Raw genomic sequence first — 14515 nt, 5'->3', positions numbered from 1 at the left:
GGAGCCTTGCCCGTTATTCTGCGTTACAGCACAATTTTCACCGGACTATCATCTAGCAATTCAAATGGTCCAGGCGTCATATTTTGATCCGGGCGCTGTTTGCCAAAAAAGTCGTGGTCAAAACGGTAGGCGGAGCCATCCGGTTCCTCGTAGTGCATCTCCGCGTGATAGCTTCTGCCGAGCAGCTCAGTCGTAACTACCGCTGGAGCTGCAGCATGCATCATTTCAGGGCTTTTAATATACAACTGCACCTTGTTTACAGCTGGATCGATTTCGATCTCAACACCGTTGTCGACATAGGCCCTTGCATCCGGCTCATGAGAACTGGGGACCGCGCCTTTCAAATACACATTGCCCTGTATCGCGACAGGAAGTGCCATCCTATCAGGCTGGAACGGCTTTCCGGCTTCCTCCATCGCCGCAATTTCTTCCTTGGTGTATTCCCACCACCGCTTGTGCATGGAGTCCGGGTAATCGTTGTACCCGCCAAGCCCCACAGGATGAAGATAACAGCGGGAGTTATCCGGGATACCGTCCATTACCCGGGTACCGCTATCATCCAGATTTTCTCTTGGAGTGAGTGGGAGATGCTCGAAAAAAGTCATCGGCAGCGGCTCGTTGCGCGGATCGTCATCACCTATAAATAGGTTGTTATAATACTTGTCGTCGCCACCCGTGATATTACTGAACCCGGCAACAGCTGTCTCATGAGGCATATGGTAGGGTGTATAACGGGTAAGCTCGGAACGCACCACAAACCTGCCGGCAAACAGATTATGAACAAACGCACCGCCTTGAGCCATATTGCGAAAGTTCATCGGAGACAGGAACAGGTTGTGATCCACCATATAAGGGCCGTGACAGACCTCTACAAAGAGATCCTCGGACAAATTGTCGTAAAAGGTGTTTCGGCTGATACGGGTGCCCTGCGCCTGCCAATCCAGCCAAAGTGCCCGGTAGCAGCTGTAAATGACATTCCCGCAAATCTGGGTATCCAGTGAAGCATGGAGTTTGATGCCTCCGACTTCTGCACCGTGGAAAATACGTTTATGATGGATATTGTAAATGCGGTTCTGATAGATTTGGCTAAAAGCACCTCCTAGATGCCCTACGATTCCAGCCTGTTCACAGTCATGAATCACGTTGTTGCGGACAATATGGCTTCCAATCCGGTCCTTGTGCCAGTCCTTGCGCAAAGCACGGAAAATAACCTCCTGCTCCCGTTGCGTTCCGCCCTTGATCCGGTTCTCCGACCATTCGTTATGCCCGGTGGTGATTTCTTTGCCGAGGCTGATGCCTGTACATTTGGACTCGCTGATCAGATTATCCTCAATAATCCAGCCCTTGCTCCAATGGGGGCCAATGAGCCCTTCCTGCAAAGCTGTTGGCGGAGCCCACTGGGGTGAGGCCTGCCGGAGTGTGAAGCCCCTGACAGTTATGTAGCTGCGGCCGGTCTTCTCCGGCCAGAAGCAATAAGGGCGCACATTGATTTCCACATTCTCTTTGCGCGGGTCCCTGCCGCCGAAGTTCGCCCATATTGTGGTGGCCGTGGAGCTTACTTCCGCATACCACTGCAGCAGAGAGTCCTCCGCATATTTGGCCTGAGGCCAAACCTGGGGATTGCGCAGCTTGTCAACGCCATCACATTCATATAGAGACTTGCCGTCAAGGTATACCTCTCCCAAATGCGGCTGGAACGCGCCTTCAAACAGCCAGTCCCCGTGCAATTTAACCTTATAGGGGTTGCGGACAACAAACAGGGTGTTCGGTACCTCCGTACTCCAGACGCCGTCCCCTTCATCCGTCCAATCGGCCACAGGCTCAGCACCGGTGATAACCACTTCCCCATCCCCGGCAGACTGATATACAATCCGCTGTTCCTCTGTACCTCCATTGGCCGGGCTGACCCATTCCCTGTATATCCCCGCATGTACTGTAATCGTATCTCCCGGCACCGCAAGAGCCGCAGCACGGGAAACGGAGCAGAATGGCTGTTCCGCCGTACCCGGCGCCTGATCGCTCCCTTGAATGGCAACATGATATTCCATAATCAATTCCTCCTCTTCCTTGCAAGTCTTCTGCATATTAAGGGCGTTATCGTCCACAATGATGATCCCGTTCATTCTTGCGTTCACTCTTCCAGGGAGACGCTGATGCGGATAACAGACCCACTAGCTAGCCTACGTTCACTTCCATGGATACCTGCTTCAGCTCCGGATTCAGGTCCTTATCCTCTGTGAGATCCAGAACCGGAGCACCGTCAATGTCAAAATGCACACGGCGGAGGCCGGAGCTTCGCGGTCCGTCAATTCCCGGTCTCGCATGATAGGCGTTCCAGATGACCCCATCCTCGTCCGTCACGTAAGAATTATGGCCCGGACCGTATTCTCCCGGCACACTTCTGGAGGTCAGCAGCGGATAATTGCCTTTGGTCCAGCTCTCTATATCCAGCAGATCCGCCCCCTTATCTGCAGTCAGGAGACCGACAACATAGGTGGCATCCACCGCTGCGCTGGCAAAGGTCACGTAGAGCTTGTCATCCGAATACAGGGCAAAAGGCCCTTCATCTACAAAGGTATGATTGTTGGCCCACCCATAGTCGGGCCGTGTCAGCAGCACCGGATCACTGGTCAGCTTCCACGGCTCCTGCGGATCGATGGTTGCGATATAGACCCAGGCCCCCAGATCGACAGGCACGAACTGGCGCTCCGACCATGCCGCATAGAGCTTGCCGTTCCACCGGATGACAGTCATGTCCAGAGAAATCGTCTTGCCTGCTTCACACAAATATGTGCCGTCCTTCTTCACTACACGCTCCGGGATGGTCCAGTCCGCCGCGTTCATCGGATGACCACCTGCCCGCAGCTTCATCACATGCGACTCTTCATAGAAGAATCCACCAGAGGTTGCCGCATGAAAAATGTACAGCTCATCTTCAATGACATGGAATTCCGGCGCCCACAGCAGACCGCGAATCTGTTCATGGGTGGACGAATCGAGAATCAGCACCTCTTCAGCCGTTACCAGTCCGGGAATAGTATCCGCTTCCCTCATATACAGCGTATGATTCTGATCCGCATCATTGGTGGCAATGAAATAATATTTCCCCTTCCACTGTGCAATGCAGGGGTCTGCACGGTCAAGTGCGATTGGAAACGGATAATGCTCCTGATGGATCTCCCCGGTAATTCTGTAGGTTCCCGACTGGCTCCAGTCGATGGCGCCCATATTCCAATCCACTTTTTTGGACGCCTGCGTACCATCGCTGTATAAGGCCGTTGCCCGCACAGCCTTCACTTCCTCTACCGAAGCCGCACTTACGCGGTCCGGTACCACGATAGCAATGTTCTCTGGAACAGTAAGCTTGCAGAAGAGTCTGCGGGCTGTCTCTGCGGAGACAGAGATCACATTACGCGGCAGAATCCCTTCAATATCGGCAAGCACGGTATCCAGAGTGAACGGCTTTGCTTTTTCCGGAGCCGAGACATTTTTGAGGCTCATGATGTCGGTCATCCAGCTCTCATACCCCTGACCATATTCATCTATCCAGCTGATCAGGTAACCGTTCCGCTCAGGATCGTATTGGCAGTAGACATCGCTTACAAAGGTATCGGCCTTAAGCTCCAGCAGTCCCACCTCGCTGTATTGCAGTAAATCGGCAGAGGAGAACAACAGCACCTTCCCCTTACTCTCTTCCTCGGCTTCACCGTCTGCCTCAGTACGCACGGCAATTACGCCGTAATTCCCGTTAGCCAAGTGGAAAAGATACGGATGATTCAGGCTCTTGGCCCGGAGTGTCCCGTCTTCATTCTCCGTCGCCTTGGCGAACAGAACACCCGAGTTATGATTCAATTCCTGAAACAGAAGCCCGTCTGTGCTGTAAGCCAAGTGCATGCTGTGGGCAAGCCTTGAAGCGTACACCATATCCTCCTGCGGCAGCCTTGTATAGCAAAGGATCTGATTCCGATCCTCGTTTCGTTGTGGTATCATTAATCAATAACCTTCCTTCTTATTGATAATTTCTAATAACCAGCAATACACCTTCCACTGTCATTATTCAGTTACGCTCGTGATACACACTATAAATTATAGAGATTGAGCGAATTTCTAACAATGATATTTACTGACCATTAATTGATCTATCCGAAGGAAGGAGAAGCCAATGCCCACAATACACTACGTTGAATATGACGCTGCGCATCAGCATGATTTCGTGTACAGCATTCCGGAAGGGCTGGATGCCTGGCTTCTTGTACTGACACAGACTCCGGCACTGTTTGAAGTCAATGGGGAATTGAAGGAATTCCCCGCTCATTCTGCTGTCTTGTATCCGCCTAAGCACAGCATCTATTACCGGGCCTGCTCCCGGAAGTATGTGAATGACTGGGTCCGCTTTGATGCGGATGAATCTTATATTACAGAGACCGTCTTACCGGTAGGTACTCCGTTCTCGCTGCCGGACCCCGGCTATTGTCATCAGCTGTTTCAACTGCTGACACTGGAGAACTCCTTCCAGAACGATTACCGGGAGCTATCCATTGACTACCTGTTCCGGCTCTTGTTCAATAAGCTGTCCGAGGCGTCCGAGGACAAGCTGACTCCGCAATATTATAATCTTCTGGAGCTGCGCAAGACGCTTTACAGCAACCCCGGCCACCCTTGGACCGTGTCCTCTATGGCCGGGCATCTGCATATAAGTACAGGCTACCTGCAGACCATATACAAATCCACCTTCGGCATCTCCTGCATGGAGGATGTCATTCACTGCCGGATTCGGCTGGCCAAGGAGAAGCTTGGCTATGGCCAGCACAAAATTGCGGAGATCGCCGCACTCTGCGGCTATGCGAATGTCGAGCATTTCTGCCGGCAGTTCCGGCAGCTTACCGGCTTCTCCCCCCGGGCCTACCGCGAGAAGCTTGCTTCCAAACAGGCTGAAACCCGGCAGGAAGAATAGGCAATTGTAGTTATCTCGGCAGTTTTGCTGGAGCGGGTGCGGGCTAGACGACAAGCAAATGAGAAGCATTAACCAATGCCCCTCATTTGTTGATTACGCCACTATTTGCACACCTTTACTCTGTGGCCGCCTCTGGCAGGTATTCTTAAATTGCCCCCTCCGCCTTCAGTATCCCAGGCTTCCGGGTTCGGTTTCAAGACCCGGACTTAGCCTTGTCTGCGATAACGGAAATAATCGAAATCGGCATAACCGCCGGCTGATTGGGTTGCATAATTGAACAAGCCAATCCGGTAGCCCATGAAATGATCCAGTGTATATTTCATATGCAGCGTCCCGCCAATCGCCTTCCAGACCGCCCCGTCCGCCGAATAGAAGAAATGGGCCTGGTCCACGCTATCCTCGAAATTGAAATCGATTCTTAGATATATCCTGTTGCCGGTGAATGGAATACTCTCCACCGTCTGCGGATAGCCGTCTCCGCTGTTGACGCACATATTCACGCTGAACCCGCCCTGCTTCAAGGCCGCAGCCTCGACCGTCCCGTACCCGTTCTGCAGGGCAACCATACCTGCCTTGTCGCCGGTCTGCATGCCTGAGAGATCAATCAGCGTCTCCGCGCTGCACGCCGGACCTTCGGTCCGCTGGGTCAGTGTATTACGCGCCCGCAGAATGCTGTCTGCTGTGCGTCCGGTGCGCAGACGCAGATAACCCGGCCGCTCGGTGAGCGACCATAGCCCGTTGTCGGGATTATGGTTCCACTGCCAGTTCAGCGCCAGCCGGCCGCTGGTATAATCGAACTCATCACTGATCACCAGCGGCTTCGGCTCACCCGCAGGAAGCTTCGTCCGGAACACTTTAGGTGCTTCACCGTTCTCCCCGATCACCGGCCAATCCTGCTCCCAGCTTACGGGGAGGACGCAGGGAATCCGTCCGACAGCCCCATGATCCTGGAATAGCACCGCGTACCAGTCACCGTCCGGTGTATCGACAATGCCGCCTTGCGCGACACCGTTATTCTGGTAGCCCAGATCATCATCCAGAATAACCTTCCGCTCGTAAGGACCCGGCAGCTCACGGGAACGGTAGCATAGCTGCCGTCTGCGCTGATTGCCGGTTCTCGGCCATTCAATGAAGAACAGATAATAATAGCCGTTCCGCTTATGCGCATGACAGCCTTCAATGCGCAGACCGATGTCTTCCCGTTCGCCTTCCAGCAGCAGCTGATCCGTTCCGCCGGGCTTCACAGCCGTCAGATCCGCTGTCAGCTCCTTGAGCATGATGTCCCCGTTCCCATAGATCACATAATTGCGGTTATCTTCATCCAGCAGCAGAGCCGGGTCATGATGAAGTCCCGGAATCACCGAACGCTCCCAGGGCCCATGCTCAATATCTCCGGTCCGGTAGATATAGAACTGGTCCATATCATTGGAGGAGAAGCATACATAGTAGATTCCTTCCTTATAGCGGAGAGAGGCCGCCCAAGAACCGCTGCCGTATATCCCTTGGCCGTCTTCCAGCCGGTGGGCCTCATGATCCTCGAAGGTGCCATAGACATAATTCACTATTTCCCAGTCGTACAGATTCTCTGACTTCATAATCGGACAGCCCGGCATGGAGTGCATGCTGGTGCTGACCATATAGAATACAGGGCCGACCCGGATAACATCCACATCCGGGACATCTGCCCACATTACAGGATTGGTAATGATCGCGGTATTCAATGCTTTGGCCTCCTTGAAGTTAGTTATGCTTCTGTCGTGAATTTCCAAGCTGCCAGCTTGAACAAGTCCTTGCCGCTCGCGCCTGTGAATACCAGATAGAGTGAATGTACCCCTATGGCTCCATGGACCTCCGTCTTCAGCTCCGTCCATTCTGCCCCGTTCGCCGCAGGCACGGACAGCTTGCCGGCGAGCGGGCCAGCCGGGTCATCCAGATGCAGCTCCAGTACACCGCCGGCTTCAAGGCCCAGAACCGAAACCTGGAACGCTTTTGCTCCCCGGCTCCCGAAGTCCACTCCGGATAATCCGATCCAGCCGCCGTTCTCTATATCCGTTACGATCTGCTCTCCCCCGGCAGTGAGAAATTCTGTCTTCACCCCCGCGCTCCAGCCCATTGTTGCCGCCGGAATGCGTTCATACGGGTTCAGTGTGACAAGCTGCTGCACGCCCTCATAGTCCGCATGAATCTCTTGAATGGACCCGTCCTCAAGATGAGTCAGGCGGTTAAGATGCGTGGAGCGGTAGCCGTTCGCAATCCCTTGTGCCTTGGATAAGGTCTGGGCGTGATAAGCAATATACCAGCTGTCATGAAATTCAAACACCGCATGGTGGTTGTTCCCAGAGACTCCGAAGAAATGTCCCGGGTTCTTCAGGATCGTCCGCTGATATGTCCAAGGACCCATGGGACTGTCACTCGTCATATAGGCGATCTCCCCCGCCGGAGGGCTGCCCTCTGGCCGTTCCCCGTCATAAAAGTTCGAGCAGTAAGTATAGTAGTAGACACCGTTCCGCTTATGAATCCCGGCATCCTCGAACATGAATGGCGCCGGGATCACTTCAGCAGTACCCACTACGCTGGTCATATCCTCACCCAGTCTCATCACCCGGGCTGTGCCCGGCTCTGCGAACTGTCCTTCCGGGACACCGCCTCCGAAGTAAATGTAGCCCTTGCCGTCGTCATCGACCAGAACCGCCGGGTCGAACAGCCAGGTCACATCCGCCACCCCCGGTGTGGAGCGCAGAATCAGCGCTTCCCCGATTGGGTCAACCCATGGCCCCACCGGACTGTCACTTGAGAGAACCCCAATCCCGCTGGCATTATTGGCGAAGTACAGGAAGAACTTGTCCTTGCCGCCAATCACCTTATGAACTGCTGCCGGTGCCCAGGATTGGGTAGCCCACTTCGCAGCGCCCTCCGGTCCGGCCACGGCAATCGCGCCATGATCGGTCCAGTTGACCAGGTCGGCAGAGGAGATGACGGTAATGGTATTGATACTGCTGTAAGAGTTCTCTTTCACCACACCGCTCTCATCATATTCCAGCGCGTCGTTGGTCATGTACAGGTAGACTCTGTCCCCGAATACCAGGGCATAAGGGTCGGCTCCGTATCTGTGCGCTACCAGCGGATTACCGTTAGGGGGTACCTTTCCGGTAGCCTGATTCAATTGAGTTGTCATTTAATTCCCTCCATTGTTGTTAGCGATAAGATGGTTATAACAATTAGGATTGCGAAACCGTCCAGCCAGGTATAATCATCGGCCACGCCTCAGAAGATCACCGAATCAATGGAAGCTTTGTATTCCAGCAGAAGGGCGAAGATCTCCGCATAACGCTCCTCCTGGAGCCTCAGCATTTCTAATGTTGGCGCTTTCAAGTCCGTGCGCTTATCCTCATTACGGAACATGGAGATATCCAGCTCCGTAATCAGGATTTTGAGCCCCAAAAGAAGCGTACAGCTCAAGGGCGCTGCGGATTTCTTCAATGGACGGGCCATAGATATTCCAATGGGCCTGCATGCCTATGCCGTGGACCTCCTGTGAATAACAGCATTGTTGGACAGCTATCTCTATCATAGCGAATTTGTATGCGTTTACCATTACCATACTAAATACATGGACCCTAATAAATTAATGGATCTATCCTTTATCAGACTGGGACTGTTCGCGGAATGCCACCGGCTTCAGTGCCGTCCGTTTCTCAAACTCTCTCAGGAAATGGTGATAGTGCACATAACCCACACTTTCCACAATGCTCCTGACTGTGTCGCGGGTTTCGATCAGCCGCTTTTTGGCTGCTTCTATACGCAGATTGTGAATGTATTCCAGAATGCTGATCCCATGCTTTTTGATGAAGGCCTGGCCCAGGTACACCGGATTGATATAGAAGTGCTCGGCAATCTCTTTTACAGTCAAATGCCTGGAATAATGATCCCGCAAGAAGCATTCTACGCGGATAAGCGGATGCTCTGAGTTACGTTCCTTGTGCTGCCGGATATAATTCATACTTGTTGCCAGCGCGCTCTGAAGGGTGGCTTGCAGGGCTTCCAGCGATTTGGGCTCCGTTCTGAAAAAATCAAGCGAACCGATCCACTGATCGTCCGCTCCGCCGAATTCCTTCAGCAATTCCATGCTTCTCAGCATGATATCCATGCTGGTCATCTGTACAACTCCCGGATCTGTCCGGTTCTCCTTGAACACGCTGAACATTTCGTTCAGCTTCTCCTGAACCTTCTGCTCCTGCAGCCTTTCCACAGCGCTTATTATTTCCTCGAGCAACTCTGTGGCAGGGAGATTGTAGTTCACCTGGCCCTCGCCCTCAATGGCCGAATGCACCGGACCGCTTCCGTCTGAATAGAAATAGTGGCGGGCCGCAGCCCCTGCCGCTTCCCTGTAGGAGACAGGCAGCTCGCGGAGTGACTGCACACTCGGCCCGATGCTGACGGAGCCCTTCACACCGCTGCGGACCAGCCCAGCGTATAGCTGCTCCGCCAGCCCGGCCGCCCCCGCCGAGCTCTCCACAACCAGTCCGGCCTGATCGCCGGGCAGGTCAATGAACAGGGCACCTGCCGGTCCGGCCAGCTCCCGGCAAAGGTCTGTGATATTGCTGCTATCGCCCTCCACATGCAGATACGTCCAGCCCGTGACGGTCTCATCCAGACGGTCCATCTGCTCGGCCGCCTCCTCTTCAGGCTCGGCCCAGTGGCCCTCAAGCATGCGCGCAATCGCCAGCGGCAGCAGCCGGCTCGCCAGCATGCTCTGCTGCATCCGCTGCTTAACGCGCAGCTCCAGCTCATCCGTAATGTCTGTAAGCACCTTATCCCATTCGGCCTCAACGACCGGCTTCAGCAGATAGTGTCTTACCCCATAACGAATGGCAGTTCTTGCATATTCGAATTCGCCGTAGCCGCTGAGAACGACGAAGATCGGCTGCTCCATCTCAAGGCTGCGTACGCGCCTTATCAGCTCCAGCCCGTCAATCCCGGGCATACGGATATCTGTAATCACAAGATCGGGCGAGTTTTGTACAATCGCAGCCAGCGCTTCCTCCCCATTCTCGCAGGCTCCGCAGATTTCAAAGCCCAGCTCTTCCCAATCCGTCTGCGTCCGCAATCCCTCTAATGCGATGGTTTCATCATCCGCGAGTACCACTTTATACATGAGATCCCTCCACTACCAGATCCAGGCTCAAGTCCTCGGGAATCCGGATGGTAATGACCGTCTGTTCATATTCGGTGCTCTCAATGCTGAACCTGGCTCTGCCGTTATAGTACAACATCAAGCGTTTATACACATTGCGAAGCCCGACATTTTGTCCGGAATCCTGCTCCGTTTCCAGATGGGACTTGATCCATTCCAGCTTCTCCTTCTCGATTCCCTTGCCATTGTCCGTCACTACGATCAGCAGGCCAGCGTTATCCCTCGCCGCGGACACGTGGATTTCCCTTGCCCATTTGACCGACTGCAGGCCATGCTTGCAGGAATTCTCCACCAAGGCCTGTATGCTCATCTTGGGAATCCGGCATTTCAGCACCTCCGGCTCAATATCCAGCACATATGAGAACCGGTTCTGAAAGCGGAACTTCTCAATCTGCAGATACATTTCGATAAAAGAGACCTCTTCCTCTACAGTAATAAGATCATCCTTCCAGCTTAGCAGCCTGCGCATAATCAGAGCCAGATTGCGGATGACATCCGTGACTTGTTCATACTTATATTTCTTGCAGATGACCAATATGGCATTAAGCGTATTGAAGAGGAAATGAGGGTCCACCTGGCTTTCCAGATATTTCAGCTCCGCCCGTACCCGTTCAAGCTCCAGGTCCTTCTTCTGAATCTCCAGCTTATAGACATCATTGATCAGATTGCGGATTTTCCCGGTCATCAGATTGAAGCTGCGGATCAGTCCGCCGATTTCATCCTTCCCCTCATACATATCAATGCTCTCGAACTGTTCATATTTGACCAGCTTCATATGCTTGTAGAGCAATCTGACCCGCAGATTATAGGACCTTATAATCACAATCATGAGCAGGGTAGGGAGAATTATAGTTAATAGAGCAAGAATCAGTGAGATCCTTAGGGCATGGACCATTTCATGATTCACCTTCCGGCCCTCCGGAGTTCCGACCAGACGCCAGCCCTTGGTGTAGGCTGCACTGCTGAGCGTACGGACAATCTGCTTGGATGGCTGATCCAGGCTTGTGTCCACATTCAGCAGAGCATTTGTGTCCAGCGAGTAGAAGGATTGACCCGATGCCAGCACGATCCGGTTCTTCTCATCCAGCAGCTTGAAATCCAGATAATCACGCTCCTTCTGGAACAGCTCCTGCACATTGTTCAGCCGCAGATCAATCCGCAAATACTTATTGTAGGGCTGGCCCGTAAAGTTATCCAGCTTGCGGATAAGGCTGACAAACACCTCCTGCTGGGGCGGATTAAGCGGGTTGGTCCCCTGATAGGAGGTCAGCAATACCTTGTCTGTGCTGCTTGATATTTTGCGGTACCATTCACTCTGCTTATCCTTGTCTGACAGAATAAAATAGCTGCTGCCATTCTGGATCGTCGGATTGGAGGTATATATGCCCATCCAGTAGATATAGGAGTGGAGATTGCTGTACTGCCGCAGCTTGTCCTTGAGAAAATCGTTATAGGCATCATAATAAGCCTCATTATCCGGGTAGGCATAATCCATCATCTCCATATAGGGCCGGTCTGCAGCCACCGTATTGCTGATCGCCACACATTCATTCACGATCTGCATCAGATCATAGACCACCCGGTCTACCGAAATCCCCAGATTCTCCCTCTCCCGTACTTCCACGTTGCGGCTGATCTGCACATAAAAAAGGGCGTTGATGCTGAGTATGGGGACGAGAACACACAGTAAGTAGATAAACAAAAACTTGTATTTGAGCGGAATATCATTGATGAAGGCAGACGGCTTCCGTTTATGCTTCATGCAGTCCCCCCCTCCCCTTGATTTAGCTCTTCTTGTATACGGTAGGCGTAACGCCGTTGAGCGCCTTGAACTTGGCAGCGAACACATCAGCGTCCGCATAGCCCACCCGGCTTGAGATATCGGAAATACCCATATCGGTCCGGCGCAGCAGCTTCTTGGCTTCTTCAATGCGGTATTCATGGAGATAGTCGTTAAAAGAGCTGCCGTAATGCTTCCTGAACCGTTGTCCCAGGTAAGCGGAATTCACATGCAGAACTTTCGCAATATCCTGCAGCTTCAGCTTCTCCTGATAATGCCTGCGGACATACTCCGTCACGGCAGACACTATCTGGTCCTCCCGCCTGCCGTCCGCAGCAGCTGCGAACCATTCTGCAGCCTCGCACAGCTCCTCCTCCGTCTGCCTCTCCAGCAGAGGCAGGCAGCTGGCCGTATACCGGGACGGAAACCATTTTTTCACCCACTGCGCATAGTCTCCCCCTCTGGCAGTAATTTCACGTAGCAGCTCAGCTTTGATATTGGCCAGAAAAGCGTCGATCCATGAGCTTGAAGCCACCTCCGCCGAGAATATCTTGAACACATCGCGGAGTTGCCCGCTCAGGTGCTCAAGCTTCCCTTCAGTGACGGATTGCAGCAGCGATCTTCTCAGCTCTGCCGGAAGCATCGCCATCTGAGTCTTATCCTGCTTCTCGAAGAAGCCGGTCGCTCCGCCCTCCGCGGCATCCGGCCTGCACAGCTCAGCAGCCAGCGCATCCTGATAAGCCGAATTCAGAGCTTCCGGTCCGTGATGCTGAAGGCTTGCCGTGAAACAGACCGGAGTGCTGTACAAGGGACGTATTTCATCCATCCAGCTTGTGAGCATGGCCGGGTCAAGCTCCGGTCCTTCCTGCGGGGACACCAGCAAATATCCATGCTTCCCGCTTCCTGCAGTGAACGGATAGACGCTCAGGCTGCACAGCGGCTCCTTGCCGCCCATGGCAGAGACCTGCTCACGCAGCTGAAGACTGTCAGGCGCTGTTCCATGGACCAGTATACAGCATATCCGCGAGGCGGGGGTGATCCCAAGGCTCTTCATCCCCTTCTGCCGCTCCTCTTCCGTGTTCTCCCGCATCAGGAGCCGGGATACCGTATCCGCCTGCATCAGAGCCGAAAGAGCCTCGCGCCGTGAGGACACCTTGCGCTCCTTATGGATTTGGTCGGTTACGATCTGCAGCGCCTCTGTCAGTTCCTTCTCATCCAGAGGTTTGGTCAAATAGTTGGATACCCCGTACTTAAGCGCCCGCTTGGCATATTCAAAGTCGGCGTAGCCGCTGAAGATAATAAACTTGGGCCGGAAATCGGTTTTGGAAGCTCTTTTTATTAGTTCAAGACCGTCAATTACCGGCATGCGCACATCAGTTATAACCAGATCAGGACGGGTGCTGTGAATCAGCTCCAGCGCGTCCTCCCCGTCCAGAGCCTCACCGCATACTTCAAAGTTTAATTTCTCCCAGTCTACCAGGAATCGCAGCCCTTCCAGCATAAGCGGCTCATCGTCGGCAAACAGTACCTTAAGCATTGGATCACCCTCTTTATTTAAGTATTTTGAGTTCTGCAAGGCTGACCAGTATTGAACAGGAGAAACCGCTTCGGCTTCACCCGAAACGGTTATATTATCCATATTTTTCTTATATCATTCTAAATGACAATTATTCTTTCACACTTCCCAGGTTCAACCCTACCACGAAATACTTCTGCAAGAAAGGGTAGACGAACAAAATCGGGACAGCCGTAACGATCGTGATCGCGGAACGGATGGAAGCCGGTGTAACCAGGGCCTGCACCTGATTATTCTGGCCTCCCGCAAGCATGGAAGGATCATTGTTCGTGCTCATCGTGGAACCCAGCAGCTTCATCATTTCATATTGCAGTGTGCTTAGCTTAAGATCCGAGGAAGCATAGAGGAAGGTATCGAACCAGGCATTCCATGAACCTACCGCAATGAACAAAGCAACCGTTGCCAGTACAGGAGTACACAGCGGGAAGATGATTTTCCAGAAAATCCGGAAATCCCCCGCCCCGTCGATCTTCGCCGATTCGGTTAGACTGAACGGAAGACCGCGGATATAGGTCCGCATAATGATCAGGTTGAATGCGCTGACCAGACTCGGAAGGATATAGACCATGAAGCTATGCAGCAGGCCCATATTCTTGATCAGGAAGTAGTTCGGAATCAGTCCGGCATTGAAATACATGGTCAGGATGAACAGCAGGCCGATTTTTTTGCGAAAAATATATTGTGGCTGCGCCAGTGCATAAGCCAGCATAGTGGTGAGAAAAACACCGAGCAGCGTTGAGATGACCGTGCGGGATACCGAGATAAATGCGGCATGGTAGATCGTCCCTGAAACAAAGACCGCCTTGTAATTCTCCAGCGTCCACGAACGGGGCCAGAGATAGATTCCACCGGCCAGCGTGTCACTGCCGTCGTTGAACGAAACAGCCATCGTGTGGAGGAATGGATACAGGGTTACAGCAACCACAAAGAGCATGAACAGCGTGTTCAGTGTATGAAACACAACCGGCTCTATGCGGCTTGATCCTTTTGCTACAGCTTTCATAAGGGCTT

The 14515-nt window shown here is 53.0% G+C and carries 11 protein-coding genes; 1 reads left to right on the top strand and 10 read right to left on the bottom strand.

Going from position 1 to position 14515, the window contains the following annotated elements; genetic code table 11:
• Window positions 1–23: 23 nt before the first annotated feature.
• Together NSU01_RS12900 and NSU01_RS12895 are read right to left on the bottom strand one after the other, a co-directional pair.
• Window positions 24–2048 carry a right-handed parallel beta-helix repeat-containing protein gene (locus tag NSU01_RS12900; RefSeq protein WP_076244429.1) on the bottom strand — a complete coding sequence of 675 codons (2025 nt, stop codon included), beginning with the start codon at window positions 2046–2048 and terminating at the stop codon, window positions 24–26.
• A 127-nt stretch (window positions 2049–2175) separates the two neighbouring features.
• Entirely contained in the window at window positions 2176–3990 is a 1815-nt protein-coding gene (locus NSU01_RS12895) for a family 43 glycosylhydrolase (protein WP_076244393.1), read from the bottom strand.
• Between the two features lie 172 nt (window positions 3991–4162).
• On the opposite strand from NSU01_RS12895, the gene NSU01_RS12890 reads away from it, so the two are divergent.
• Window positions 4163–4954, top strand: a complete 792-nt coding sequence (locus NSU01_RS12890; protein ID WP_042135921.1) for an AraC family transcriptional regulator — start codon at window positions 4163–4165, stop codon at window positions 4952–4954.
• Between the two features lie 206 nt (window positions 4955–5160).
• Here the strand turns inward: NSU01_RS12890 and NSU01_RS12885 are convergent, their stop codons facing one another.
• The 8 genes from NSU01_RS12885 to NSU01_RS12850 all read right to left on the bottom strand — a co-directional run bounded on the left by NSU01_RS12885 (window position 5161) and on the right by NSU01_RS12850 (window position 14507).
• A complete protein-coding gene (locus NSU01_RS12885; protein WP_042135919.1) occupies window positions 5161–6675 on the bottom strand; it encodes a glycoside hydrolase 43 family protein in 1515 nt (504 codons plus the stop codon).
• Between the two features lie 23 nt (window positions 6676–6698).
• A complete protein-coding gene (locus NSU01_RS12880; RefSeq protein WP_042135917.1) occupies window positions 6699–8129 on the bottom strand; it encodes a glycoside hydrolase family 43 protein in 1431 nt (476 codons plus the stop codon).
• Window positions 8130–8218: 89 nt separating this feature from the next.
• On the bottom strand, window positions 8219–8395 hold the full coding sequence (locus NSU01_RS12875) for an endo-1,4-beta-xylanase (RefSeq protein ID WP_305954208.1): 177 nt from the start codon (window positions 8393–8395) through the stop codon (window positions 8219–8221).
• On the bottom strand, window positions 8346–8468 hold the full coding sequence (locus NSU01_RS12870; protein WP_305954207.1) for a hypothetical protein: 123 nt from the start codon (window positions 8466–8468) through the stop codon (window positions 8346–8348). Before NSU01_RS12870 ends, NSU01_RS12875 begins: the two co-directional genes overlap by 50 nt.
• Window positions 8469–8588: 120 nt before the next feature.
• Window positions 8589–10109: a response regulator gene (locus NSU01_RS12865; protein ID WP_076244388.1), complete on the bottom strand. Its 1521-nt coding sequence runs from the start codon at window positions 10107–10109 to the stop codon at window positions 8589–8591.
• Window positions 10102–11910 (bottom strand): histidine kinase, encoded by a 1809-nt coding sequence (locus NSU01_RS12860; RefSeq protein WP_042135915.1) that lies wholly within the window; start codon window positions 11908–11910, stop codon window positions 10102–10104. The genes NSU01_RS12865 and NSU01_RS12860 overlap by 8 nt, the downstream gene beginning before the upstream one ends.
• A gap of 22 nt (window positions 11911–11932) precedes the next feature.
• Window positions 11933–13465: a response regulator transcription factor gene (locus NSU01_RS12855; RefSeq protein ID WP_076244385.1), complete on the bottom strand. Its 1533-nt coding sequence runs from the start codon at window positions 13463–13465 to the stop codon at window positions 11933–11935.
• Window positions 13466–13595: 130 nt separating this feature from the next.
• Window positions 13596–14507: a carbohydrate ABC transporter permease gene (locus tag NSU01_RS12850; protein WP_042135910.1), complete on the bottom strand. Its 912-nt coding sequence runs from the start codon at window positions 14505–14507 to the stop codon at window positions 13596–13598.
• Window positions 14508–14515: the final 8 nt, after the last annotated feature.

Origin of the sequence: Paenibacillus sp. FSL H8-0259, assembly GCF_037963255.1 — a bacterium.
Classification (GTDB): domain Bacteria; phylum Bacillota; class Bacilli; order Paenibacillales; family Paenibacillaceae; genus Paenibacillus_AQ; species Paenibacillus_AQ phytohabitans.
Note: the sequence above shows the minus strand (reverse complement) of the source record. Positions and strands in the feature narration are given on the sequence as shown.

Excerpts from the sequence above, each read along its gene's own strand:
- NSU01_RS12900 (WP_076244429.1), bottom strand. The coding sequence starts at position 2,048 with ATGGAATATCATGTTGCCATTCAAGGGAGCGATCAGGCGCCGGGTACG.
- NSU01_RS12895 (WP_076244393.1), bottom strand. The coding sequence starts at position 3,990 with ATGATACCACAACGAAACGAGGATCGGAATCAGATCCTTTGCTATACA.
- NSU01_RS12890 (WP_042135921.1), top strand. The coding sequence starts at position 4,163 with ATGCCCACAATACACTACGTTGAATATGACGCTGCGCATCAGCATGAT.
- NSU01_RS12880 (WP_042135917.1), bottom strand. The coding sequence starts at position 8,129 with ATGACAACTCAATTGAATCAGGCTACCGGAAAGGTACCCCCTAACGGT.
- NSU01_RS12870 (WP_305954207.1), bottom strand. The coding sequence starts at position 8,468 with ATGCAGGCCCATTGGAATATCTATGGCCCGTCCATTGAAGAAATCCGC.
- NSU01_RS12865 (WP_076244388.1), bottom strand. The coding sequence starts at position 10,109 with ATGTATAAAGTGGTACTCGCGGATGATGAAACCATCGCATTAGAGGGA.
- NSU01_RS12860 (WP_042135915.1), bottom strand. The coding sequence starts at position 11,910 with ATGAAGCATAAACGGAAGCCGTCTGCCTTCATCAATGATATTCCGCTC.
- NSU01_RS12855 (WP_076244385.1), bottom strand. The coding sequence starts at position 13,465 with ATGCTTAAGGTACTGTTTGCCGACGATGAGCCGCTTATGCTGGAAGGG.
- NSU01_RS12850 (WP_042135910.1), bottom strand. The coding sequence starts at position 14,507 with ATGAAAGCTGTAGCAAAAGGATCAAGCCGCATAGAGCCGGTTGTGTTT.